Raw genomic sequence first — 26,203 nt, 5'->3', positions numbered from 1 at the left:
TCGCCGGCACCGCGAGCCGGCTACGCCTTGAACTTAAGAATCTGCCTGCCGATCAGCAGCACGTCACCGGGCTTGATCTCTACCTCTTCCTTGATTCGGATGAAGGTGCCGTTACGACTGTCCTGATCGGTAAGATAATACGTATTCCCTCGCTTGACGATGCGCGCATGGTTGCCCGAGACAAAATCATCATACGGAAAAGTGATGTCGCCGTTCAACCGACCGATGACCACATCCCCGCTCAGCTCGAACTCTTCGTCAGTCTCCTGGCCGTCAACGATCAAGACCAGGCGATGGCGCGGGGCGTTTTTAATTGATGACATCGCCACCGTCTGTGTCGCCGATAGCTGTGCGCCGCAACGGTTGCAGAAGAGGCTGTCGTCACCTACGGGATTGTTGCATTGCGGGCAGGCGCGCTTCAAAACGCCGGTGGCGGCGGGCTTTGCCGGGCTCGGCGAAGCGGCGGGGCGGCGGGCGGTCTCATCACGCCCCGCCGGTGGCATGCTGGTATTGATGACTGTCGGCGTGTTGGCCGGCTGTTGTGGCGTGCGCAGATTACTGCCGCAATCCTGGCAGTAAACATACTCAGGGGCGTTGATGGCTTCGCAGACCGGGCATTTTCGCGGCGCTGTCTGGTTCAGGTAAAGCACCGTGCTGCGGTTAGAAAGCGCCGCCGCATCGGGCTCGCCCGCTTCCTCGGCGGGCGATTCGGCAATCAGCGGCTGCGCACACATATAGCAAAACCGCGCTTGAGGTTGATTTCGGGTCTGGCACTTAGAACAAACCAGCATGCGAGTCGTCGCCCCCGCCCAGATTGCCTGTCGTATGCAAAGATTATACGCCAACCGAGCAGGGATAACATAGCATCTCCGGCCTTTAGCCACCAAGTATTGCTTTCGCCCCGTGATCGCCAACGCTCGCCAGATGTCGCAAGGTAACTGATGGCTTCCCGACTCGCGGAGTCGGGATTATGGCTGATTGAGGGTGAAATCGTTCGACAGCGAATTATCGGGATTGCGCACGCGGAAGTGCGCCGGGTAGCTGACGCCCTTGGCTCCCTTCTTGCTAAAGATGCTGGTCGAAGAATCGACCCGCGTCTTCTTCTCCTCGCCGTTGACCAGTAGCGTCGCTCCACCGACAAACCCTATGCCGCTGACCAGAAAATGCTTGCCGTCTTTAACCACGCCGGTGATCTCCAGGGTCGGCGTCCCGGCTTGTGTGACGGTGTAGGTCTGACCGCCGACGGTGATCGTCGCGATGCGCTGCGCACTGCCGGAATTTTGCGCGTACGAATAATTGACCGGGCCGTTGCCGCTGCCTGCGCTCGCCGTCGTCAGCCACGACGTATTGCTGCTCACCGCCGTCCAGTTGCAGCCGCTGCCCACATTGACGTTGAAGCTCCCCGTGCCGCCTGCCGCGCCGACCGAGGCGCTCGTCGTCGGGCTGAGCGTGAAATTGCACGTCGTCAGCGACATGAAGGCCAGCGATAAAGAATACGCGCCTCTGTCCAGAAGATCGTAGGTCGTGGCTTCAATCGTATAGGTGCCCGAGCTGGGAATGGTGAAAGTGATCTGCGCGTTCGGCGGCCCGGCGCTGTCATCATCTTCGACCAGCACACTGCCGCCGGGGCCGACGAGAAACAGGTAAGGGTCTATTGTCGCCGACGACTTCGTCATCGTCGCAATGATCGTCTGCCCGGCGGTCGCCGTGAAGCTGTAGAAATCGCCTTTGAAGCCCTGCGCATCGTTGCAATCGCTGTCGGCGATGCTCGCATTGATAGTCTGGCCAATGTTGATCGGCATCGGCGTACAGACGCTTTCGGTCAGCGACAGCATATAAGGGCCTCTATCCGTGTCTGTGTAGGTCGTCGCTTCAATCGTATAGGTGCCGCTCGTCTGGACGCGGTAGGTGATCTGCGAATCTTGCACGACCCCCTGGACGGTGTCGTCGTTGACGGCGATGACGGTGCCATCCGGGGCCGACAGGATCAAGAACGGGTCGAGGCTGTTCGACAGCTTCTTCATATTGATGGTGACGATCTGTCCCGCCGTGGCGCTGAAGGTATAGAGGTCGGCTTTATGTCCGAAGACGTGAGGCGCTGCGCAATCGCTATCGCTGATCGCGGCAGGGACCGACTGGCCGAGGCTGATCGCCGTCGCCGGGCAACTGCCACCCCCACCGCCCTGAGCGGCGGCCTGGGTTACGATATGCAGTTGCCCTTGCACCAGGAAGGTTAGGGTGCGCGGCGTCGGGAAATAGTTGGTAAAGATCGTGTAATTCACCGTCTTTGAGCCGGTGCCCGAGGCGACATCGACCGACGACGCACAGTTGTCAAATGACGCCTGCCAGGCGCAATTGCCCTGCGTCTGAACGGCAAAGCTCCCGGTGCCGCCCGAGGCGGGAACGCTACGCGTCGCGGGCGTTACGGCATATGAGCAGCCGCTGCCGATTTGCAGAAAATTCGATTTATTGAAGGTGTTGTTATCAACCGTGGCGCGCGCGTTGACGAAGTGACCGCTGCTGCCGGCGGGCAGGGTGATCGGCGATAGGGTAAAGCTGGCGAGCCCGCGGAAGTCGGTCGTCACGGCTGCCGCGCCGAGGTAGGTCGGCAGCGAGCCGAACGAATCACCCCCTGATGCGTTCAGCGCCCCGGAATACAGATCGAACGTGATCGTCTTGTTGGGGCGGGCGCTATCAAAGAGGTAGCCGGTGACCGATATGGTGTTGCCCGAAACGCTCGCCGAGTTGATGCCGAAGCCGGCAGGCAGAGAGCACAATTGAAAGACGGGGCAGGCGACGGTGCAAAAACTATCCGTAAAAGAGACCTGATCGCCGCCGACGTTGGCAAACGTCAGCACATTGGGCCGCAGGGTGGCGATGATGGCGGTGCTGATTTTGATGCCGGCGCCGCCATTGAACGCCAGAACCACGTCGCGCACGGTGCCGTTATTCGACTGGCTATCGATCTTGATGCCGTCTTTGAGGTTGCCGAGATTCAGGGTCGCGCTTGATTCCGTGCCGATGCTGTCGATCTGAATTAAATACGCCTGCGACGCTTTCATCTCGACGCCGACGTTGCCGTTGCCGCCGACGATGTTGCGCGTGGCCGAGGTTCCCCCGACGGTGGCGCTCGCGGCGCTCTGAATCAGCACTCCGTCATTGCCATTGCCGAGCACGGCGGTCGCCGCCGCGTTGGTGCCAATGTGATTTCCCTGAATCACATTGCCGGCCCCGGACGACACATGAATGCCATTAACGACATTGCCCGAAATGACATTCTTGGCCGCGGCGGTCGTGCCGCCGATGGTGTTGCCGGCAGAGCTGACGCTGACGCCGTTGGTCTGATTCGCCAGCTTGGCCGTTCCCGTCGCATTGACGCCGACGAAGTTCCCCTCGATGCGGTTGGCACCGGCGCTCGAAACGTTGATGCCGGCGCGCGAGAAACGGTTGATGACCAGACCGCGGACGACGCAGTTGCCGGTTGTGACGCTCAAGCCGTCCGCCGCGCCGGCGCTGGTGCCGTTCAGCTCGACCAGTAAAGTGGCGTTATCACCACTCGCCGAGCTGTTCTGAACGGTTCCCGATTGACTGTACCCGTCTATGGTCACGGCCCCGGTAATGGCCGGCAAGGCCGAAGCCAGCGAGATCGTCCGCACCCCTGAGCCGCCGAGGCTAAAGCGAATCTCGTCGGCGCCGGCGGCGGCGTTGGCCTGCGTGATCATGTCTCTGAGTGAATTGGCGCCGCTGTCGTTCGTGTTGGTGACGACGAAGATCGCTTGCGGCACCGTCGGGATGACGGCGGGCCGGACGCTGCCGGCTTTCAAGACGACCAGATCGCTCAAGGCATCTTTGTTCAATCGCATCGGCAGCACGGCGGCGACCTCGCCCCCGGCATCGATGCTGGCTTCGACGGTCTCGCGGTTGAGGTCGGCGGCCCGCAGCCCGTGCATCTCCTGGTTTGCCGGCTGCCCGGCGACGACGATCTTCATGTTCTCAGCCGCCCCGGCGACCAGCAGGTTATCAACCGGCGTGCTGGAAACGCGCGCGCCGACCAGCCGCGCATTCTTGATCGCCGCGCTGTTACCCAGAGATTGCATGCTCCAGGTGCCAAGCGATTGAAGGCTTTTCGGTTCGCTTAATTTGTTAGAAGCGTCCCTGAAGGATAGCACCGGCGTCAACGGCTCGATGGGATTGAACGGCTTGCGCGACAGCGTCGTTTCCGCCGCCGGTAAGCTCGAAGCGCGGGCCTGCCTGACTGGCGGCGTCAGCACGGTGATCCGCCCGCCCTGGAAGGATAGAGCGATCTCGCCCACCTGCTCGCCGGTGAAGTGCCCCGTGACGACCGACTCGATGGGCTCGGCAAAGCTGCGACTTTCGATGATGGCCGGCGGCGCATCAACGGACGGCTCGCCGCCGGGCAACAGCTTGCGATCTCGCCCATGAACAATTATCAGCTCGCGCCCCGCGGCGATGGCCAGATCCGCACAGGCTTCGCCGTCCAACTGGCCGAGAGCCAGTGAAGTTGCCGCCTGCGACAAGCCGAAGGCTTCCGGCTTCGCATTGAGCGCGCCCTGGCTTCCCTCATACACCAGCGCCGCGGCCCCGGCCTCGCCCTGAATGCCAACGACCAGATCGGCCAGCCCATCGCGCCGATTGATTTCGCCCGTAAGCATCGCCGTCACTTTGCCGGGCAGGCTGACGGCGCGCGACACCAATAAGCCGCCCTGACCGTCGCCACTCAGCAAGTAGAGACGGTCATCATTGTGCGATGCGACGACCACATCCGCATGGCCATCGCCATCGAAATCTCCCGCGCCGATAAAATCGGCGGCGCGCGGCGCACTGTAAGCCAGCGCCGGCGATAAGAAGGGCGCGTCGGTCAATGTTCCATTGCCGCGTCGCTGTTCTGCCTCCAGTGTGTTCGGATAAATCGCATCCGCATTGCCGCGATGTAAAACAATGGCGCCCTCGCCATCGCTCGACTCATAACCGGCAATCAAGTCGGCCACCCCATCTTCGTCAAAATCCGCTGAAGCGAGCGACAGGGGCCGGGCTTGCCCGCTCGTCAGGACCTTCAACAGCCGCTCGTCGCCGACATAGCCGGACAGCAAATCATGACCATCAGCCAGGCTGACATAAGGGTTACCTCTGCCCGCCGCGCGCACGCTCACCGCCTCGCCGAGCCGCGCCAGAGCAATCCGAGCGTTGCCCGTCCCCGGCCCGGCGGCAGTTCTGGCCGCCGCCTGCCGCATCGTCTCTCCGATGATCAGGATTAACATGAGAATCCCTATGAGAATAACCAGACGGGGGTTGCCATAGCGGAACGTCTGCGTCATGGATTGCTTCGTCGGAGTGGCTTTCATATCGGCCTCCTAAGGAGTGGGCTGATTGGGATGAATGTTCGCTGCGCTGCTCGCGGGATGCGGCGCCGTGCTGTCGCGGCTCGAATCGAGCTACGAGTGGCCGCAATCATATGCCTGTTCGATTACTCGGTCAAGCATTATATAATGATTTAAAATGCGATTCATTTCACCGCTGGCGTTTGCGCCAGCTCATCACCGACTAGAGCGGTTTGCGATTGGCTTTGGCTAGGCTACTCAACTGTGAGTCTGGAGAGGGCGGCGTCCACAAGCTGCGGCGAGTGATTCCTGAGAGCTATTGAGCCAATTATCATTCGCTGTTTGCTTTTGAAAAAGAGATCTTTTCCACGCCCTCGATCATCTGTAAAGCATACTGCGAGGAAGTGATGGGCGGGAGGTTCATTTTACTTCGAGTGGGGTCATCCAAACTGTCCACGATGGCATCGGCTAGAGCGGCGATATTGATCACCCTGGCGGATTCCTGCCGCCAGGGGATGGAGTCAACGCGCAGATTGCCCTCCTTTCCTGCACTGTCTCGTAGCTTTTTGTAATAGGTTGGCGGAGAAGCCTCCGTCTCGTCCAGTCCGAAATGTAAGGCTTCCGGTTGTTGATGAATCTCTACCACTTGCGCTTCCCCCGCAAACAGACAGATAAGGACATTATCTGAAAGACGTTCCATGCGAAGACTGTCAAGCTTCGTTGCTTTATCGAGGTCGGCATAAGCATCCACTAATAATCCGGGCCAACCCGCCACTACCTCCGAGCGCAGCAAGAAGCCGCTAAGCTGGTCATGCGGGTTCGCAGCCGGGCTGTCTGCTTGAGACTGGTCTTGCTCATAATCTGACGTTGTCACCCTGCCGATACTGAAGGCGCCGTCCAGCAGACAATCAATCCAAGGGTTGTCCATCAGGAAAAAGCGAAGCGATTCAGGCGGCAACATTCGCTCGTCGGGCACAAGGTAATTGAAGGGGACGCCCTGTAACAGGCTGAGGTTGTAAAACCATGAGGAGATATCCGCGGGTATCTGTTCTTCCTCGCCCCCGGTCGTCTGCTCGTACATCGGCAAATGCGGATGAAGCAGGCGTTGCTCATCATATCCCAGATGTTGCGCGTGCGCCCGTTTCCAATTGTAGAGGCTGACGGAGAATTGCTTACTTTGCAGGGCCAGTAAACGTCCCAGTTCCCAGGCTGCCGCGTAGGAGATGTCGAAGAGGCCGCTCGACGGGTCGTAGCGCACCAGTTGATCGGCCGCCGGTGCCGGGAGGGAAATCTCAAGCGGGTTCCCTGCCGGACTTAAAGGCCCGTGATACCAGGAGACCGTTTGCGCGCCCCGCCGTAAATAATGGGTCAGGGGCACGTAGCCCATAGAGAGGTATTTTTCCGCCTCAGGAGATGGGCCGGCTGGCAGTCGTAACGTGCCGGGCTGGAGATTGAGATGGGTGAGGAGGGATTTAAAATTGTGCGCTTCATCCGCACAGGCGAAGCTCCAACTCTTCAAGCTCACCAGGCGAATCCGGTCATCATCCAGCGCCTGTTGATAATCGAAACCACCGCCGGTATAACGCTCCTCGACGGACACCAGATGAGCGACGCTGATTGCGCCCCTGCGCGGAAGCCTGTTCCCGATTATCACCGCGGTCTCGCCAACGGTTTGATCCCCCTGCGTATCTTTTCCCTGACGCACATGGGCCAACAGCTCCAACTCTTCTTCCGCAGGCAACAAGGTTTGCAGCAAACTCTTCTGGACATCAATGACCGTCACCTTGTCTTGTTCGCTCTGCTCGTACTCGAAGGAGAAGCCCGGGAACTTGATGGTCGAATCGGAGCCGTTTTTTAACTCGCCCAAGGTGATCACTTGTGGCGTCGGCGCTTCCAGCTGATCGAAAAGCAGTAGCGCCAGCCACGGGGCAAGGTCGGAAGCCGGATTCGCCCTGCGCTCCCAGGGTAGCGTGCTGCGATTGAGGACGAGATGCGGCAAGGCGTTGGAATGATCGCCCACACTGCCTTCGGGCGGAAACAGCGCATAGATGTCTTCCGGTTTTAACTCGAAACGTTCTCCGAGGACAACGAAGCCCCGGCTGGCCGGAAAACTCTCCGGGGGAATTTTCCCGTCGGCGATTGTCGCCACTTTTTGAGTGACGGAGATTTCATAGTCGCCGGCGATGAGCCCAGGCTTGTGATATTGGATGAACTCAACCTTGCCGGAAGAAGTCGTAGCGCCATCAGTGGGATTATCGTCAGTCATCTTTTGCCCTTCGAATGCAAATGCTGATTAACCGGCCAGTGTGCCAATCTCAGGGGGAATTAAGAACGAATCGGCCACGTCGTCAGCCGCCAAAACGATTGGCGCGGTAACGCCTAAGGTGGTTAGTAGCTGCTCGCGGGTCGCGGCGACTGCGGGGTCGGTAATCGTGCGGCGAATCTCTTCCGTGCGCTGGGCGGCCTCTGCCGACGTGGCGGCGAAGGCCAAGTAGGTCTCCCAACGGTAGGCATCCCGGATCGGAATCGGATCGTATTGCAAGTTCTCGCGCTCGATGTCGGCGGTCTCGCCCGGGGTCGGCAGCTTGCCGGGGCTGATGTCAAAGCCCGTGAGAGCCGGCTCGATGAAAGCTGGCGCTTTGAGAGAGGGCGAGACGGATTGGCCCCACAGCCCCGCCGGAACTTTCTTCAGCACCGGCGCATATTGGAAATCCTCGCCGGCCCACTCTGTCCCGTTGCGGAGGATGGTGATGTAATACTTGGAGGATAAATTGCTCGCCTCCACCGCCATCGGCCCGATGCCGAAGCCCTTTTGATACGCGCTTGAACTGCTGATCGGCGTGTCCTGCTGTGTGCCGCCTGCCAGCGGCTTGCTTCGATAAGCCTCTTTCGAGGGAATGGCCGAATCGACAGTGATGCAGAAGTCCTTGGGATTGATGATCCACTTGGCGTCCTCTGAATTCTTGACCAGGCCGGCCTTGACCGAAAGGCTGCAAACCTGACTGGCTGCGGGCAAGAAAGAGCTTTTGAATTCGCTCCAGTTAATTGCCTTTGGCTTGCTTTTCGAAGCGTCGCCGAAAGTCACGTCGAAGGAAACCACGTCAAGCTTGACATGAGCTTTGCCGGAAAACTCAGGCCCCCAAATGTGTAGATCAGAGCCAACATCGACCGAGATGGTTTTACGCACCTTGCCGAGCCCGACATCAACGTCAAACTTATAGGTGACTCCCATCGTCACACGGATCTTGGCATCGTAGTGGTAAGGTTTCCAGGCGACGAGGAAATCGGCCGCCGCCTTGAAATAGGCCTTGAAATCGCCGCTGTGCCAGGTCGCTTGCAGGCTTCCGCCGGCCATCAGGGCCGAGGAAGTCAGCGCGAAATAGGCATCGCCTTTGATGCTCAGATTGCTGTCGACGCGCCAGTTCACACTCAGGCGAGGCACGCGCGGGTAATGATCCGGGATGGTAAAGAGCGGGTGATAACCGCCGAGCGTTTGCACGAAGTCGCCCGCATGCGGGCCGGAAAACCAACTGTAAAAAGCAAAGCCGCCCGTGAGCTGACAATCCCTCGACAAGATGTAAGAGGCGGGAGTCAGCTGGCCGAGCACGCCGAGGAATCCGTCGTCGGGGAGGAAAGTGGCTTTGATGGCCATCTGGACGACGGCCAGAGCGGACGTTTGACTCGCCTGCGGCGGCGAAATCAAGGTCGAGAGCCCCAGCAAGTTGAGTTCGAAACGATTGCCGAAACTGGCCGTCAAAAGCACGAAGGAGTCAATGATTTTGAAGGAGGTGAACTTGATCCCAATGGCGAGGAACATCTCCCCGACCGTGGGCGGGATGTACGCGCTGATCTTTCGCAGTTCGCCTTCGAGATCATTCGGGTTGCCGGTTCCGTTAATCGCCTCGTCTACCAGGGGAAACTTCGCGACCTGATCGATGGACGGCATGATTAACGAGCGGTTGTAGCCGAACCCTGCGGCCAGGCCGGTGACGAAAAAGAAGGAAGGCCCGCCAAGCGGATAATCCAATACGGCATAGATGAACAGAGACGGCTGTTCGTTGAAGTAGGCATAAGAGCCGATGGCAGAGATGGTCAGTTGCTCGGTTTTGATGAGCGCCGCCCCATCATACTCATCGTAGGTCTGTCCGTTCGAGGTGACCTGCTTTCTCAAAAAGGCAGAGCCAATGGAGACCGGGCCGCCTTTGTAGTCAATGCCGATCCCTTTGAGATTAAATTGAGGATCGAACTTGTCGAGCGGAGAGCCGACGGAGAGACCATCGAGGGAAAGCGTTAGCCCGCCGACCGTCAGAGAAGCGTCCAACAAAAAGGTCAGTAGGTTGCCCTGATACTGCACTCCGACTCTGCGGAAATAGACTGGGCCAAAAGATTTTTGCAGCGTAAACCACTTGGCGTTGTCAGTGGCGGCGACGTTGGCAGTGGTCGCCGCAGGCGTCGTCGCGGGCGGCCTGGTCATGGCCGGATTGGTCGCCGCGCCGCCAGAGACAGGCAGGTCCAATGGCAGTGTCGAATCGCCGAAGCTCATCGAGGCGGAAACCCAGAGCCCGGCACTGAGGTCGCCCTGCGGCAGCGCCGTAATCTGCGCCGGGAAGGAACTCTTAAGGGTTGTGATCAGGTTCTGTTCAAACAGCTTTGAGGCCACCAGCACTTGCAGGTCGTTCACGCTGACGGCTTCATCTGCGGGGAAGGCCTGGCCGACGAGCGGCAGATCGGAAAGATTGATGCTCGTGCCCAGGTCCAACCCGAAGAGTAGCTTCGAGCCGGTAGTATCTTTGCTGAAGGCGAAGAGCACATACTTCAAATCAACGGCCAGGCTCTCCGGGATGTAAGCCGCAACGGTGGAAGAAGCGCTGGCGATAAGGTCTTTCAGGTCAATGCTCCGGCTTGCCTCCTGGTGGCTATAGGCGGCGACGAAAAAGTTGTCTGCCGCGCTCTGACTGTAGGTCGTCGTGAACAAGAGCGGAGAGATGGCTAGCTCTCCGCCGAGGGAACCGTAAAAGGGGCCGCCGGAAACGCGTCTGACATCCACCGCAAGCGAGATGATCGCCTGCTGGTCGTCCAGAGGGAACGCCCCCTCGCAGTTGAAAACCACGCTTTCAGTTTGAGGGGCGGCAACACCAGTGCCGCCGGAAGTGGCGGGCGTCTCGGCGGCGGTGGTGTTGAAAGTGAGCGACAGGCTCTCCAGAGAAATATCGTTGATGAAATCGGGCAGCTCCAAGTTGAACTGCGCCGCCAGGGAGCTGATGAGCTGCCCGATGGGAATTGAGCCTGGCTCGGTCGCGCCGGTAAAGCTCCAGCCCTCCGTTTGCTTCTCGGCGTCAATGCTGAAACTGATGTCGCCGACTTGAATAGTTCCCGCAAAAGTGCCGGTCAGCTTTCGGGCCGGCGGCGCACCCTGATTGAAAGGATCGTCGATGTTCAAGGACATCGACGGATTCTCGAACGAGAGATCGCTGATCAGCTCGCACGCGCCTGAAATGGCAACCGACAGGATGATAGTCGAGAGGTTTGCTTGTAGCGGATTGAAGTCAACCTCGAAGAGGTCCAGGTTCAGTGTTTCGAGGGTGAAGAAGCCATCGGGGAGTTGCAACTCTTCGATGGGCGTATTGATCGGCAAAAGCTCCACGTCGTTGATGCTCTCTAAATCAACCTCGCCCGACATCATGAAGATCCAGTTGTTCTGGCTGAAGTTCTCAGGGATGAGAACGGAAACATCAAGCGTCGCCGTCTCCCCCATCTTGACGGTGCCGAAGATGAAAAGTGAGATTCCAGAAGCGCCCGCCGCCGGGGCGAGGTTCACCCTGACTCCAACCTTGTCAATGAGCAGGTAGTCGGCGTAATTGATTGACTCAACGGAGAGCAGGCGAAATGTCAGATATTGGAACTGGAGCTGGAGCGGGTTCAACAGGATTTGGACTTCGTCCAGGAAGATGGTCGGGATTTGTTTGAGTTCATCCGGGAAGATGCTGGAGAAGGAAGGCAGGCCAAACGCTTGCAGGAGAGTCGTCTGGTCGAGAAAAGTTATCAGGTCTTGGAGGCCGGACGAGAAAAGAATGGTCGAGTTCAGTTTTAAGGCCCAACTGCCTGCCGCGAGGGCGCCGGCCAGTGGAACCTCGATTTGTGCATTGACGGGCATGCTGCCGATCAAGAGCCCGGCATGGACAATCAAGGCCGAAGTCTGCGTGTCGTAATTGAGCAGGTACTCGAAGCCAATCTGGTCGAGCGCGAGACCGATGGGCGCGAAGAGGCTCAGTTGAGCGGGGGAAGCTAGGAGGCCGAAATAGAGTTGCGCCCCTTCGGAGTCGAAGATCATCTTGACATCGTTGAATTCGATGGCGAGAAGCTCCGCAATGTCGCTGAGGCTGCTGACGGAGAGAATCTGCTCGGTCCGCAGCGTGTCGAGCTTGAGCGCGGGCAGAATGGCGGTCAGTTGAAATTGGAAATCCTGCTCCGCAGTGAAGTCCAGATAGAGCTGTATGCCCGGCACCTCTTCGGAAAAGAGCTGGATGTCACCGTTGAGGGTAAAACTCTGGCTGCCGTCGTCGTCCGGCACGACCTCAGCCGAGGTAATCTGCAACTCCTGGAGGGCGAAAATAGCCAGCAGCTTGCCGAAGCCATCCGACTGATAGGTCTGCTCGGCGATGGTTAACGCGTTATTCCGGATGTAGGCAGTGGTCATCCGCATACCCTCCTTTTAACGGGCGGCCCAGCGCGCGCGCGAACAATCAACTGTTATTATTATCCGGGTCCTTGTTGGACTCAGCCTCTTTTGCATCCTGCCGGTTCGCCAACTCCAACTCCGCTTTGCGATTTTCGGAATTTTGCTTGAGGTCTTCTTCGGGCTCGCCCCTGTAGTTCCAGGCATATTTCTCTACCCATTTATAAGAACCGCTTTTCGGATAGTTATACTTGATTATCGCCTTATTAAAGGTGCCTTGGTACCGATTATTCATCATCAGATAAAAGAAGGTCTCCCTCTCATCGCTTGTTAAAAGGGTGCTCGGCAAAGGACTATAATATTTTTTGGTATCGTCGTAGACGAAAGAGTTGTTGAACATATATTGCATGCTGGCCAGCAGGTCTTGCTGCAATTGATTCCAGTCGGGTTGCGCGTTATTGTGCTTGTCAATGATTGACATCAACGCGGAATAGTTCTCTCTAACGTAGTCCTCTCCGGTTGATCGGTCTTCTTCTTTTCCGTCCTCCTTGAGCCAGCCAACTATCTTTTCCGCCAACTGGCTGAAGCCTTCATTAATAGCCTTAAGCACGTCAGTACCTTTCAACAGAGGCTCAAAAGTAGTTTCTATTCGATAGGTCTTGAATTTCATCGTTTTCTGTACGGATTCCTGATCGTCGTCAGTACGTTGCCTGATCAAGATTTCATAGGTTCCTTTGTTAATCCGGACCAAACCATCGGGCAATGTTTCCTGATAGATTTGCCCCTTAGTGTGGCGACGAATGGTGACGGCTTTGGTGAAAAGATTCGAGGCTACCTTCTCATTGGACTCGTTCGTATAGAGCTTCACGTTTTCATCATTGAGAGCCATCATCTTAAGCTGCTTGTACCTGTCATCCGTCTCGTTGACGTATAGTGAATTGGTAAAGATGGCGATGCGGTTCTTGTTGTTGTCTTTCTGGAGGTAGGTATTCAAGCGTTCTAGAAAGACCGGGCTCGGAACCTTTTTCGGAATGTTGCAGGGGACGATGATCGTCTCCGGCTCGAGCCCATCGAACAGGGCAGTCTGGTTGCTGTGCTCGCTACCGTGATGGCTGACCTTCATTGCGGTAATCTTTTTCCCCTTCAGTGGCCCGCCCTCGCCGGTCAGGTATTTCACCAACTCGCTTTCAATGTCGAAGTAGCTCGTCTTGTCCGGATCGCCGCTTAAATCTCCGGCGGTAAAATACCTGAAGTTCTCCACCTTCTCCTCCCCTTCTTTCTCCTCCTCCTCCTCCCACTCAAGGACGAAGGCGAAAGAGAGATCGTTAGGACTGGCGGGCCGGCTCTTCTCTTTCTTCTGATTTTGCAGAACGTTTGTTCCGTTAGCGAGGACGCCATTGGCGCAGTAACATTTGAGAAAGATTTTGGTGTTAGCTCCCAGTTCCCAGCTCACAGGCTGGCTAGCATTATTGTTATTGTTGTCGTCGTTGTTGTCGTTATTGTTGTCGGTGTCGTTATCGGTGTCGGTGTTGTTGTTGTTGTTGTTGTTGTTATTGTTATTATTGTTATTCGAGCCCGACCGGGCGAATGGGATGTCCACCCTTTTGGCTATGCTCTGCTGAATCAGGCTGGTATAACCTGCGAAGGTGTTGGAACCCTTGACTCCTTTTCCGACGCCATTGACATATTTGACAAGCGTTTCGCTCGCTGTGTAGCCAGCGTTATCCATGTAGTAGTCGAACTCGATTCCTGCCTGGGCAAAACCATCATAGTGATCTTTGTGGTAATGGGTGGCGATAATCAAATCAAATTTTTTACCGCCGAGATATTTTTGCAGGTAAGAGTCTAAAGCCGCGCTGCCCCCCCCCTCGGCCCCGGCATCAAGAAGCACACTATAGAGCTTTTTGTCGTTGTCTCTATCTATCACAAAGATGGCGGTCGCGTCTCCGCCATGCACATCCAGGTGATGAATTTCCAGAGTCAAGTCCATAATCAAACTCCTTTACCGCGCCAATCCGCGCGCTCATCGTTAATCTCGGAATGTTTGCGTGCGGACGGGAGGCTCACCGCTTAATCTCCACTTCTAATGGATTCACGTCCGCTCTGACGGCCTTCACCTCCCACGAGAACTGGCCGCGAGCCTTGCTCCCGTAGACCTTGAATTGACCGTCTTTGATCTCTTCATAACTCAACCGGTAAGGCTCCGCGCCGATGGCGGTCAGCATCACGGTTCGGCCTTCTTTGCGCGTCAGCGCCTCGAAATATGCGGGCAGCTTGACGGTGGCTTCGCCGTTTTCGAGCCGCGCCGTGCCGCGATAATAGACGCCGACTTCCGGGCCTTCCAGGCAGGCGTGCGCGAGCTGATGATCGGGCTTGACGGGGTGTTGGATAAGGAAGTATTTATCCTTGGCCCAGATGCTCCCGTTGATGATGACGGCACTCGTGTGCCACTCAAGCACTTCTACATCTTTCGTCGCCAGCACGCCTCCATCAGCGCCGGCAATTCGGATGGTGTTGGACGACGTGTTAGTCCAAGAATAATTGCCGCTCGAATGAGTTTTAAAGCTTGCGTTGTTGACGTGAAAGTTGGCCCCACGCCCGACGTAGTTCTCCGAGGTGGCCGAGCCGAGCTTCACCGATCCGTCAAAGACGCCCTGATCGGCATAAATGAGGGTGTAGCTATCAGAGTCCAGGTTACCCCCTTTGAAGTGAATGCCGTCGGAGCGGGCCTCGATGCGCTGCCAGTAACGAGACTGGTGATGAAACCGTATGCTCGGATAAACCTCCGGCACGGCTGCCGGTGATTGGTCGGCCTGGAATAACTCCAAAAACAGGACCTTCCCACCGACTCTCTGATTGGTCTCTCGGCGCAACTGTAAATGTTGACTGGCGGCGCTCGCGGCGAGCTTGAAATCCTGTGGAGAGGTCGTCGTTCCGATGCCGACGCTGCCCGCCGCCATCAACGCGATGCTGCCAGAAGCCGTCAACGCGATGCTGCCCGCCGCCGTTAACGCGATGTCATTGGCAGCCGTCAACCCGATCTTGCCGGAAGCCGTCAACGCTAAATTGTCGTCCGCATTGTTGGCAACGCCGATCTCTAGCGTCGTGGCTTCGCCGCTGACGGGATAGTAGCGGATCCAGGCCGCATCGCCGCTGCCGCCGCCAGGGTCTTTGGGGAACAACAGACCGGCCTGCTCCGAATTGCCTTGTTCCGGCATGATCGCGCCTTGAGAAACATGCAATTTCGCCTGCGGGCTGGTCGTGCCGATGCCGACATTGCCGCCCGCCCGAATAAATAGTCTCCCATCAGCAACCCGTGATTCGGCGATATTCAGGCCGGGCGGCGCCGCATCGAGCTTTTGGTTGAGGTGCCATTTTAACTGGCCATTGGTGTCCTCGAATCCGAGCAGTTCTTCAGACGTTGAAGCACCTCGAATCGTCAACGGGAACCCCGGCTTCGTCGTGCCGATGCCGACATAATTCTGCCTGTACAGGATTGGCGCTTTTTCAATGGCGCAGACGTACTGCCCGTCCCAATAGCCCGGGATGTTTTCATAGCGGACGTAGAGGTTGGCGTAGCCCGAAGGCAGAGAAGATCGAATATTCGTGATCCGCAATTGGATGCCCTCACTCGGGCCAATCTCCACCTGGCTCTGATTGGTGAAAGTCCACTGCGGCGTTATCCCCTGAAGGGAAGGCTCGTCGGCTTTCCAAACCACATCGCGTAGATAGACCTCCGCGCCTTGTTCAAGGATGCTTATTTGCTGCGTGCTGAGTGGCTGTATCCGGATCGCGCTTTGTCCCCTGAAGGCGGTGTTGGCAACGACCGCCACGACCGAATCTCCCGCCTGCGAAACCACGCCCAGGGAAGTGCCGGCAGCGAGGTCGCGATCAAGGGCAGGGGTAATAGAAAGAGTGAGCGGCTCCGCAGGCTCCCCGCTTACGGTGGCCTCGGCCAACGTGCCCAGCAAGCCCCAGTGTATCTCCACCTTTGCCAACTCGGTATCACTCCCCAGGGCCCACTCCTTACTTTCATCCTCATCCTGCCCGTCGAAGGAGAGGACAAATCGGGTCGGCGCGCTAGTCTCTATCGTATTCAGAGTGAGGCTCTGATCTACCTGAAGATTGGTGATTCGCAGTTTCAAATCGCTCGCCGTCTCGCCCGCGTCGTTCAAGATCGTGTTCGAGCCGACGAAGCCGACGTGGAGCGGAATATTCTTCTTGCCGCTATGGTTGACGATGCTCAGGTGTTGCACGCGGCTGCCATTAACCGAAGTCGTGCTGCCGGCATATTGAAGCTGCTGGTATCTGAGCTCGACTCTGGTGCCGCGCGCACCCGCACCCGCATCGGCGTTGACGTGCTGAAGTGTGAGCTTAATCTTGGCCGTCGGCGCAAGCGTCATTGCCGCGGCACTCAGAAGAAAGAGCGAGATGGTGCCATCGGCCTGCTGCGCTTTCGCCATCTGCCAATCGCTCTCGGCCAGACGGATGCTGTTCAGAGAGGAAGCTGAAAGCGTGCCGGGCCGGAAGCGCAGCTCAAAATGATGATTGTCGACACCCGGCGGGTTGCCGTTCGGTTGCGCCATCTCCATGCTTTGACGCGAGCTGTTGGTGATTTCCAGATGCAGGTTCTCTCCCGCAGATGAATCATCTGCAATGTAGAGCACCTGCTGGTCGTCATCGTCAAAAAGATTAAAATCAAGCGGGTGGGTTGTTCTGAAAGAAGCTGCCGCCGTTTGATCCTCCTGCATATCCAGATTGATCTCTTCGGCGGAAAGCGCCGAGCTATAGACTCGGATGCTGGCGAGCTTGCCTTGAAAGTAGGGGTCTGTAGGCCAGTTGCCTTTCGCCAGATAGTTATTCCGGCGGTCTACCTTCTGCGGCAACTGTAAGGATCCGCTCTTGACCTCCTCCCCATTCATGTAGAGCGTCGCGTTGGCCTGCGGGTCAATGGTCGCGGCCAGGTGCATCCACTCATTGAGCCGCAGGACGTTGTCGGCCGACAGAGTTTGCTGGGCGCTGCCGCGGTAAATCGATAGACTCAGGCTGGGCGATGACGCTTCATTTGGCGGCATGGCCTCAGCCATCAAAATAATATTGTCGCTGCCCGGCCCATTGCCCAGGTCGATGATCTTCGACGGCAGATCAAAGCTGGAGTAGAAGACCCAGGCCTCAATCGTGAGACCGCCGGCGTAATCCCCCTGAAGGTCTGGAAGAGACACGTATTCGTCCACGCCATCGAAGCTCAGGCAGCTGCCGAAGTTGTCATCCGGAATGAGTTGTGGCGGGCGCGTGCCATGTAAAGTGCAATCATGGTCATAGTCGGAGGCATCCTCGACCATGTTATTTTTGACCTCTTCAAAAATCAGATGAAGAATCAGGCTCTCTGCTGAAGCGCTCATTGCTCTTGCTCCTTCCCGCTGGTTCCTTCAGGCGGCTTCGCATGGGATAGTTGCGGCGCGCTCTGCTGCTGAATCTTCAAGATCAGTTGATAGACCCTGACATAGGGCATCTGGCCCAGAGCCTCAAGCACCGTGTTGATTTCTTCGAGCGTTAAGTTAAGGGTTAAGCTGTCCATTTTTTTCGCGTCCGAAATATTCTTAGGATGGCGAGGCGGGAGCGTCTTCGGCCTCGCTCAATTTGAGCCAGCCCTCTCGCACCACCGGGGTGCCGGAAAAGGTGGCCTGCAATTCGACTTGTCCGATGTAGGCGCGGGATAAAATGATCTCGATGGCCGGGAGCTCATCTTTCATATCCTCGCCCAGGTCCGCACTCTGTCGCTGATCTTTAGCCGTCACGCTGGCCTTTGTCGCATCGATCTCTTCAATCCACCGCTTGTCCTCCTGCTTCAAGCGATTCCAGACATCTTCCCCGTTAGTAAAGGCGCTCAAAAAGGTCTGCTTCTCGACCACGCCGGTTGATGAAGTTTCCGACCAGTCGCCGTCTGCTTTCTGCAACCAGGACCAGCGGTATCCGGGCTCCGGCGGGAGCGGCAGACTGATCTCACCGCTCGGCGTCAGGATGGGCGCCGAGAGGAAGGTGACTTCTATAGCGGCCAGCGCATCCGTGTATTGGTCGGGCGGGATGCGGCTCGATTTACAGGGGAGGACGCCGCATGTGGCGTGCGCCTCGCCGCGCGGGTCAACCAGCATGGCAAGGACCTGCGTCTCGGATTTTAGCGTCCGGTAGATAATCATCGGATCATATTCGCCGGTTTCGTCGGCATGGGTCGTGATCAGCTCATCTTCGCTAAGATCCGTTTGCGGGGCATAAAACAGGTCGTCCTCATAGGCGTCGCCGGCCTCCTTCCAATAGCCTACCAGGCCATCATTGAATTGCTGGTATTCGCCGATGCGGATCGGAAACTCCACGTGCTCGAAGTGGCTGGTTTCTCTGTTGATACGTTGCAGGTCTTGACGAAAAGCTTCCCACCCTTGATGAACGGCGGGCAGTCCCTGCAATTCGAGATTGAGCGCGGCACGCACGAGCGCGAGCGGGCGGCCAATCAAAAGCGCCAGGTCTTGATGCTGGGCATAGTTTTCCGGCTCGATCTTCTCCAGAGCGTTATCTATCGCCGAGATGAAATGGCCCAGGAAGGCAGCGCCCAGGCGAATGAGGGTCATCACCATTTTGTTCAGGTGAGAATTGCTGATGTCGGAGGGCTGCGCCGGAGAGGGGCTGGCGGGCGTGGGCTCCCATTGGGCGTTACGATTGATTGACCCGAGCGCTTTTCCGTCGCCATCATAAATCATTAGACTGCTGTCCAGATTATTGGGCAAAACCCATCCGCAGATCGGCGTCGTGGCCGGATGGTCGTTCATCTCCTGCTCATCTTGAGCCGCAGAGAGCCAGCGCAAGTTGAGGCGAGCCGGCTGCGCCAGGCGCGGCGGCAAAATCATCAGATAAGGATTCTGCGGCAGCGTCATCTTCTCCGTGGTGATGACGCTCGTGCAATCCAGCTCTTTGATCTGCCCGAAGGAATCCACCAGTCGCAGGCGCGTCAGCTTCAACGCCCCCGAGCGAATCGGGTTGAAGTCATTGAGCGGCTCCGGCGCGCTTTTGATGCTGCCCGCAACGGCATCGCTCACGCTGGCGGCGAAGGCTTGATAGTCGTCAAATCCCAGGGGATCCGCGATGGCCAATTGCAGCGTCTGCTTGTGCATCAGTAAGGCTTCGTTAAAGCCGCCGAGCGATTGCGACAGGCTGTAGAAGCTCGGGTCGGTGAGCATCTCATAGGCCTGTATCAGGTGACAGGTAGAGGTGTCGGAGTCCTGGCTGCAATGGGTCTGTTTATACCAATCAAGAATCGTCGCCGTGTTCTCATTGAAGTAATTCTCGGTCTGCTCGGCGGGCGGGACCTGCTGCTGCTCGTAGTATTCGCCGAGCAGTTGTTGTTGCAGATAATTTCCCAGGTCTTCGGTCAACAACTCGCTGGCATGGGCGGTCAGAAGGCTTGATCCGGTGTAGACGTTAGCGGCCTTCGCCACGGCCCCCTTTCCCGGCGTGACCGAGAGGTCAACGTCATTGACCGCCAGAGTGAAATTGTCTTTGATGAAGCTATGCGCGTAGCTTCCCGTCTCAGGGTCGAGATTGTTGCCGATTTCGGTGGGCAATAGCTCCGCCTCCCATTCCAGCAAGAAGGGATTCCAGGGCTGTTGCGTCCAGAGCTTGAAGCCGACCTTCTCCTCATTCGCGGCGGCTGCGAGGCTATCCATGGCGGCCGCGACCCGCTCGCCGTGATATGGCAGCAAGTCCTCTATCTCTTGTCCAACTAAGAGCGCACACTCCAGCAAGCCGTCATCTTGCGGAGAGCCATCCCTGCCATATCTGGGAGTGGGCTTCACGGCCTGCCCCGTCAAGAGCACCACCGGCTCGTTCGGCTGCCAGTACCGCGCACCCGCTACCGGCTTGAGCTTGTAGGTCATGTGGGCCGCCTGCACCTCGGGAATGCCGTTGTGGGCCGTGACGGCTTGCTGTAGCGCGTCTATGGCCTGCTTGAGCTGAGCCGCTAAAGAATCGCCGGAAGAGTCAGCGATGGAGGCAATGATTTGTCCGTTCTCGGTCGCTAAGGAGAGCGCCCCTGTGGCAGCCAGCTTGCTCTGCAAGGGAGCAATGCTTTTGACTTCGATGAAATGCTTCACTTCATCTATATCCGGATAATCGTCCTGCGAGTCTTCGGGCGGGTAAGCGCAGAGCATATACTTGTACCAATCGGCAAACAGCTGCTGGCGCAGAGACTCGATCTCTTGCCGGGCGCGGTCATACGTCTTTTGGCGCTGGTTGAGCGTGTTGAGCTGATGCGCCATGTCTTGGGGCAAGGTGATCTGCGCCTGCGCGTCGCCCCGCGCCGCATCGGCTTCGGTGTCCTGAGATTCCTGTGTGACTGTCCAGAGGGTGTCGTCGCCCGTGGCGGTAAAGCCTTTCTCGTGACGGGCCTCTACAAATTTTGCGCCGATGTCTAACTGATGCGTGTCGAGCCAATCTGAAAATTGAACGGCTTCCAGTTGATCTTCGACCTCCGACTTTTTCTCCCTGTCGATTCCTACGGTTGAGGGATCGGGCATCTGGCTGCGAACAATCCTATCGGCCAGGTAAGCCGAGAGGGCTTCTGTGCCGGTGTTTGCCACCGTGATGCGGGTATTGGGGTCTGCTTTATCAGGATTGTCGATGGATTCAGGGTTCGGGTTGAAGGTCAATCGCGTGTAGCAGAGCATGCGAGCCGGGAACGTCTGGTTACCACTGGTCTCATACGTCCATTGGGCTTGCTCTTCCAGGGCGGTTTGTAAGTCGTCGTCGCCAGGCGGCGCTTGACCCTGCTCTTGATAATCGCCAGTCACCTCACGGATAAATGTTTCGAGATAATCCCGGCCCTCATCGGCGTACCAGCCGACGACATCATATTGCAGACCCGGAGGGAGGGCGTCCGAGTACGCATCGTCGTATAGACCGAAGACGCTGTGGCAATTCGGATAAAAAGCCGCGAAGGCAGGTTCTCCATACCCGACGGCGGTCAGGACAAAGTCGGCTTGCGCGCTCCCCGCCGGCCACGCCGTTAAAGACATCTTTCGGCCCAGGTAGCGAAAGGGCCTGGGGGGTGCGCCGTTTGTCAGGTTGGTCAGGTTACCGATGCTGACGCCAGCCGTTTCATCCCCAGCACTTTCAGGATAAAGATAGTCGCTCTCGACGATCCATTGTTTGTCTACCGTCCGTTGACCGCTCTCGTCCAGGTTACTGCGCATAACCAGCCAGCGATTCGGCACCGCCGGAAAGCTTGTCCCATCTGCTGTTTGAGCGCCTTTCGTCAACGCGTCGGGCAAGGCCCAATGCAGATGGAGGCCCGCTTTCAAGAGCAGGTTATCATTTTGAAAGGGCTTGGAGACGATGTCTTCACTGATATAGGCAATGTCAGGATTCCACTCGCGCGTTCCATCTGAATAAGGTAGCCGGGAGAAATCCGCCATCGCTTCGACGACCGGCTGGTCCAGGCTGAGAAACAGCGCGTCCACGTGGATGGGAACCATTAAGATATTGCTCATAGAGGAGCTCGCTGTTTCTGACCGACGATGGGTCTCCTTTTCCGCCCATGAGCTTACGAACGATTTACCAGAGCGCGTATTCCGACTGAATCAACCCCTAACCGCAAATCGTATATGAATAAGGATATGTAAGCGACGTGAGCTACCAGGCGCTGAGAAAATTATCACAGTTGCGAAAACCATTTCAAGCGGCCACAGTCTGCGGCGAACAGGTCTTCCAGGCCCCCTGCGGGACCTCCGTTCAGGCATGACGTGCGAGGCGGAGAACCCATCGAGAACCCAGCGGATCGCGAGTAGGAGGCGCGCCGGGCCGATCACCCCGCAGATCACCGCCGGCAGGGCGGTCGCTTGCGCTCACCGCCGTCACGGACTCGTCTGCCACTGCGCTTCTCCTTACCTTGACTTCTGAAGCTGGCGCTCTCAGGGCCTGATGATTAAGAGAAACAAATTTATGTGAGGTTGACTACGCGCGCTTTGTTGATTAGGATGGCGGCCATCAAGTGGGTCCGGTTGTACGCCCGATTCATCCAATTCCGCTTCCCTGCCCTTCGAGGAGGATCAAAGTATGGCCGATCAACATTACACGGCAGTAGTTATTGGGACTGGCTTCGGCGGCAGCATGACGGCCATCCCTTTGGCGAAAAAATTTCTGGACCGCAATCAGGGTGAGACCGTGCTGATGATCGAACGCGGCACATGGTGGACGACGCCCGTCAGCACCGTGCAGGACAAAGAGGTCAAGACCCGCGATTTCCTTGCCCGCAAAGGGCAGCCCGTGCAGTTCTGGTCGTCGCTCAACCACTTCCGTGGCTTCATTGACCTCTTCACGCGCTGCTTCCGGCGCAAGAAGAACGAGGACGGCCTCTTCGACGTCGTGCGCCTGGGAAAGCCCGGCCTGCTCGGCCTGTTCGGCGGCCAGAATGACGGCGTCAGCATCGTCCGCGCCAACGGCGTCGGCGGCGGTTCGCTGGTTTACTCCAATATCACCATTAGGCCGCCTGACTTGATTTTCGACGATCTACGCTGGCCGACGACCTGGACGCCACAACAGCGCAGCGATTACTACGAACTGGCCCGCCACGCCATCGGCTATGGCATCAGTTCGGCCTTGAAGGCGCGCGCCGATGGCAAGATCCCGTTCAAGGGCGTCAACCTTCCCGATTTAGTTGTGAATCCGGGCCTCAACAACATCGTCGCGCGCACGGCCCGCCTCGACCCGCACTGGGATGTGAAGCCCGACCCCAACAACAGCCGCGGGATCAAACAGATTCATCTTGATCCGGGCATGCTGCCGGGCAAGCCACTGCCGCCGGGTTCAACCAATCGCTACTGGCTCGACCGCGCCCGCGTCTTCCAGACGGCGGTCAGCCAGCTCACGAAAGATTTCGGCGCCGTTGACCTGGCAATCGGCGACCTTACGCCGGAAAACACGCCCGTCGGCGCCAACGAGTTCCCGGCCAACTATCCGCCCAACCCGCCCGCTAGCCCGCCGCGCAACTACTGCGAGCGGCAGGGCCGCTGCAACGTCGGCTGCCTGCCCGGCGCGCGCCACACGCTCAATAAGCAACTGATGCGCGCCATCCTCGGCAACTTCGATCCGGCGGAGCCTGACAACCCGCTGAAAGACAAGCCGCGCGAATTCTCGAACATGAGCCTTGAGCCTTTATCCGAGGTCGACGTGATCCGCGCGCTGCCGGCCGGCGGCTATGAAATCCAATACGATCAACGCAAGGAGGGCGATCTTTCCAACATCACGCGCAAGACCGTCACCGCCGACATCGTCATCGTCGCCGCCGGGTGCGTCGGCACCACCGAGATCATGCTGCGGTCGAAGCAGCGCGGCACGCTGCCCAACCTGAGCGATAAAGTCGGGTTCGGCTTCTCGACCAACGGCGACTACATCGCCTTTCTCGAAAAGACGCAAGAGCGCGTCAGCCTGATCCGCGGCCCGGTCACCACCTCTTACGGCCACTTTAATACGACCGACCCGGCGACCGGCGGCAACCCCGCCGCCTTCCACACCCTCGAAGACCAGGGCATCCCGCCGGCGCTCGCCTCGCTGCTCGGCCAGGGCGTGCCGCTGATCCGCTCGTTAGGCAAAGGCAACCAGGGCCGGCTGTTCGTCCTGCACGCCATCCTCAGGTACTTGTGGAAGCGCCTGCGGCAATCCGTCCGGGCGTTCTTCACCAACTACCGCGAGCGCGACGACATCTTCCGCTCAGAAGAAGAGATCGCTGCCAACATGATGTGTGTCGTCGGCATGGGGCGCGAGGCGGCGGTCGGGCAGTTCCGCCTCGGCAAGTCCGGCGAATCTTCATTACGCCTGTCGCGCGCCGATGGCAAGAAGTTTTACGATGACCCGATCTACGGCGAGATTCGCAAATCGCTGGCCCGCCTGGCCCAGGTCATCAGGGACCCGGCTGACCCGACGAGCGAGTTCATCAACCCGTTTCTGACGAACACAGCGGGGGCCTTTGACGCCACCTCAATCGCGGTCAGTCACCCGCTGGGCGGCTGCGTGATGGGCAAAGACGCTTCTCAAGGCACGGTGGACGAATTTGGCCGCGTCTTCGACACCTCAAAAACGGGAGCCCGCCCGTTTTATGAGAAGCTGTATGTCGCCGACGCTTCAGTGATTCCGACGGCGCTCGGCGTTAACCCTTCGCTGACAATCGCCACGCTGGCGCTCAGGATCGCCGATAACATTATTCAGGAGTTGTGACTTCAGCGTCCGTGCGCGGTTTGAGGCGGCCTAACGCCTGCGTTCAGCGGGGCCGTGAACGGCAGTAAAAGCAACTACAAGAACTGCGCTTCACGGCCTCCGCTGCAACGCCTTGTTAGACGGGCTTCGGATACTTTATGCACCGGTTAATTCCCAATGTTGAGCGGATTCTTTCAGGGCTTCGATTTGCTCAGGCCAATCATGCAATGTTGCGGGATCAAAGTCTGCCCCATTCGGCCATACCAGCGTCTTCACTTCGGGATCGAGCTTAACCTGAGTGAACAGAGTAAGTTCCTGCAATGGTCCATATAACTGACCCGCCAGCACCGGCTGAAAGTCTATAGTTTGTTCCGTGTTGTCATCGAATCTTACTTTTAGGGTATAAGCCCCGACCACCTCAAATGACTCGACGCGATAGATTGGATGATTCATGGTCGCTCCTTAGCTCAACGGGTCTATCGGCTGTGGCGTTTGTCCAGTTTGCAACAGCTCCCAGTCGTTTAATAACTCTTGTTGGTGTAGTTCAGCCCAAGCCTAAACGAGCCGCTGTTGTCGCCTCGGTAGTGAACCAGCCATTAATTCGACTGGATCAATGCTGAAAACCGCGACCTCATCTTGGTAGTAAGCGTGAAAATGGGAACGGTGATGCGGCGCCTTAGCTTCCCAGTACATGCGAATGATTATTCCATAGAAACGGCTCAGTTCTGGCATGAGGCAATTCTACTCTTTAACCTCAGGCTGGAGCAAAGAGGCGATCATTGATATTCAGGTTGCCACCAAGCCGATGACATTAGGCACGTCTAACCTTCCATTAACCTTAGCTGACCTTTCTCCACTCTTCCCAATCTTGGTTCGTGATCTCAGCCAACTTCTTTGCGGCTTTATGTAGCCAGTTCTCGGGACGGGCGCGCAAATCCTGGTTAATCAGCGAGCCGGCCCCCTCCGTACCCATGTGAATGTTGGCGGTCTCTTTCCCCATCACTTCGAGCAGTCGCCACATGTCTCGCGACTTGGCCAGGTCACTCAGTTCAATCTTAATGCAATCAGGAGCAAGCCGGCGCACTAACCAGCTTTCTCTTACCTGTGCTGTCGGGTCCGGGCAGCGCACCGCCGCGTCGAGAATCGTTTGATAGAGGACCTCGCTTCGATAGCTTCCTACCTGGCCCCAGGCCGCCGCCGACGGGATCAGAGCTTTCACTTCGCGAGCCACACAGCCGCCGCGCCAATCTGCGAGGGCGACGTACCGCGGCCTGCCGAGGCTGCCGAGCCCGGCGACACGCCGGACGACCCGATAGGCTAATCCCGCTTCGGGCAAGGTCGCCCGTATGGCCTCTTCAACAGCGGCAGGGGGCGATTCGCTGACTGCCGGCAGGCCCTCAAGCTTCTGCCAGTACTGGGCAGGATCGCGCTGTTGACCAAACGCCAGTTCCCGCAGCGCCTTGTGTCGCTCCGCCAGCACGAAGGGTCTGCCGCCTTTGTCTAAGCCCTCGCGGTAGCCTTCGAGAATCGCCGCGCAAGCATCCTTGTGATCGATGTCCAGGTTACTGGCGCTGATGGCGAGACTCGCGCTGACAGCCAGCCGCAGCAGGTCATTCGTGTAAGGCAGGGCCGACGCCTCATCAAAGTCGTTCACGCCCCAGATCAGCCGTCCCTCGGCGTCACGCCAGGTGCCGAAGTTCTCGATGTGCAGATCCCCAACGGCCAGCACCTCGGGCGCCGCCATCAGCTCCGGGCCTGCCTCAGGAAGCGCCTGCGCCCAGCGGTAAAACGTCGCCCGGAGAAAGGCGAAAGGCGAGGCGCACATCTGCTGATGCTTGTAATCCAGGTCCTCTCGGATGAGGGCGGCGTATTGCGCAGCCCAGGTTTCATAACTCTGAGTGGCCTCTTTAATATTCATAAGCTTCTGTAGGACTCATGCGGCGAACTGAAA

13 protein-coding genes are annotated in these 26,203 nt (G+C 57.9%); 2 read left to right on the top strand and 11 right to left on the bottom strand.

The features are described from left to right. Positions 1 to 20: 20 nt before the first annotated feature. The 4 genes from VJ464_27980 to VJ464_27965 all read right to left on the bottom strand — a co-directional run bounded on the left by VJ464_27980 (position 21) and on the right by VJ464_27965 (position 11,505). Entirely contained in the window at positions 21 to 791 is a 771-nt protein-coding gene (locus tag VJ464_27980) for a zinc ribbon domain-containing protein (GenBank protein HKQ08993.1), read from the bottom strand. A 177-nt stretch (positions 792 to 968) separates the two neighbouring features. Further along, entirely contained in the window at positions 969 to 5,363 is a 4,395-nt protein-coding gene (locus tag VJ464_27975; GenBank protein HKQ08992.1) for a pre-peptidase C-terminal domain-containing protein, read from the bottom strand. Between the two features lie 307 nt (positions 5,364 to 5,670). Next, positions 5,671 to 7,605, bottom strand: a complete 1,935-nt coding sequence (locus VJ464_27970) for a hypothetical protein (GenBank protein ID HKQ08991.1) — start codon at positions 7,603 to 7,605, stop codon at positions 5,671 to 5,673. A 27-nt stretch (positions 7,606 to 7,632) separates the two neighbouring features. Continuing rightward, positions 7,633 to 11,505 carry a DUF6603 domain-containing protein gene (locus VJ464_27965; protein ID HKQ08990.1) on the bottom strand — a complete coding sequence of 1,291 codons (3,873 nt, stop codon included), beginning with the start codon at positions 11,503 to 11,505 and terminating at the stop codon, positions 7,633 to 7,635. Positions 11,506 to 11,643: 138 nt separating this feature from the next. Between VJ464_27965 and VJ464_27960 the strand changes: the two genes are divergently transcribed. After that, a complete protein-coding gene (locus tag VJ464_27960) occupies positions 11,644 to 12,006 on the top strand; it encodes a hypothetical protein (protein ID HKQ08989.1) in 363 nt (120 codons plus the stop codon). 76 nt (positions 12,007 to 12,082) lie between these two features. Here VJ464_27960 and VJ464_27955 read toward each other — a convergent pair whose 3' ends face one another. The 4 genes from VJ464_27955 to VJ464_27940 all read right to left on the bottom strand — a co-directional run bounded on the left by VJ464_27955 (position 12,083) and on the right by VJ464_27940 (position 21,551). Then, positions 12,083 to 14,005 carry a hypothetical protein gene (locus VJ464_27955; protein ID HKQ08988.1) on the bottom strand — a complete coding sequence of 641 codons (1,923 nt, stop codon included), beginning with the start codon at positions 14,003 to 14,005 and terminating at the stop codon, positions 12,083 to 12,085. 73 nt (positions 14,006 to 14,078) lie between these two features. Then, the gene (locus VJ464_27950) at positions 14,079 to 17,417 is read right to left on the bottom strand and encodes a LamG domain-containing protein (GenBank protein ID HKQ08987.1); all 3,339 of its coding nucleotides are present in this window, start codon (positions 17,415 to 17,417) and stop codon (positions 14,079 to 14,081) included. Continuing rightward, a complete protein-coding gene (locus VJ464_27945; protein HKQ08986.1) occupies positions 17,414 to 17,593 on the bottom strand; it encodes a hypothetical protein in 180 nt (59 codons plus the stop codon). The genes VJ464_27950 and VJ464_27945 overlap by 4 nt, the downstream gene beginning before the upstream one ends. Before the next feature lie 22 nt (positions 17,594 to 17,615). Further along, positions 17,616 to 21,551, bottom strand: coding sequence for a hypothetical protein (locus VJ464_27940; protein ID HKQ08985.1), 3,936 nt, complete (start codon positions 21,549 to 21,551; stop codon positions 17,616 to 17,618). Positions 21,552 to 22,116: 565 nt separating this feature from the next. Here VJ464_27940 and VJ464_27935 point away from each other — a divergent pair. After that, positions 22,117 to 24,273, top strand: a complete 2,157-nt coding sequence (locus VJ464_27935; protein HKQ08984.1) for a GMC oxidoreductase — start codon at positions 22,117 to 22,119, stop codon at positions 24,271 to 24,273. A 135-nt stretch (positions 24,274 to 24,408) separates the two neighbouring features. Here the strand turns inward: VJ464_27935 and VJ464_27930 are convergent, their stop codons facing one another. From VJ464_27930 to VJ464_27920, 3 genes are all read right to left on the bottom strand, one after another. Further along, positions 24,409 to 24,705, bottom strand: a complete 297-nt coding sequence (locus VJ464_27930) for a DUF2442 domain-containing protein (protein ID HKQ08983.1) — start codon at positions 24,703 to 24,705, stop codon at positions 24,409 to 24,411. Between the two features lie 102 nt (positions 24,706 to 24,807). Beyond that, a complete protein-coding gene (locus VJ464_27925; protein ID HKQ08982.1) occupies positions 24,808 to 24,984 on the bottom strand; it encodes a DUF4160 domain-containing protein in 177 nt (58 codons plus the stop codon). Positions 24,985 to 25,090: 106 nt separating this feature from the next. After that, positions 25,091 to 26,170, bottom strand: coding sequence for a DUF2252 family protein (locus VJ464_27920; protein ID HKQ08981.1), 1,080 nt, complete (start codon positions 26,168 to 26,170; stop codon positions 25,091 to 25,093). Between the last annotated feature and the right edge of the window lie 33 nt (positions 26,171 to 26,203).

The organism is Blastocatellia bacterium, from assembly GCA_035275065.1.
Lineage (GTDB): Bacteria > Acidobacteriota > Blastocatellia > UBA7656 > UBA7656 > DATENM01.
Note: the sequence above shows the minus strand (reverse complement) of the source record. Positions and strands in the feature narration are given on the sequence as shown.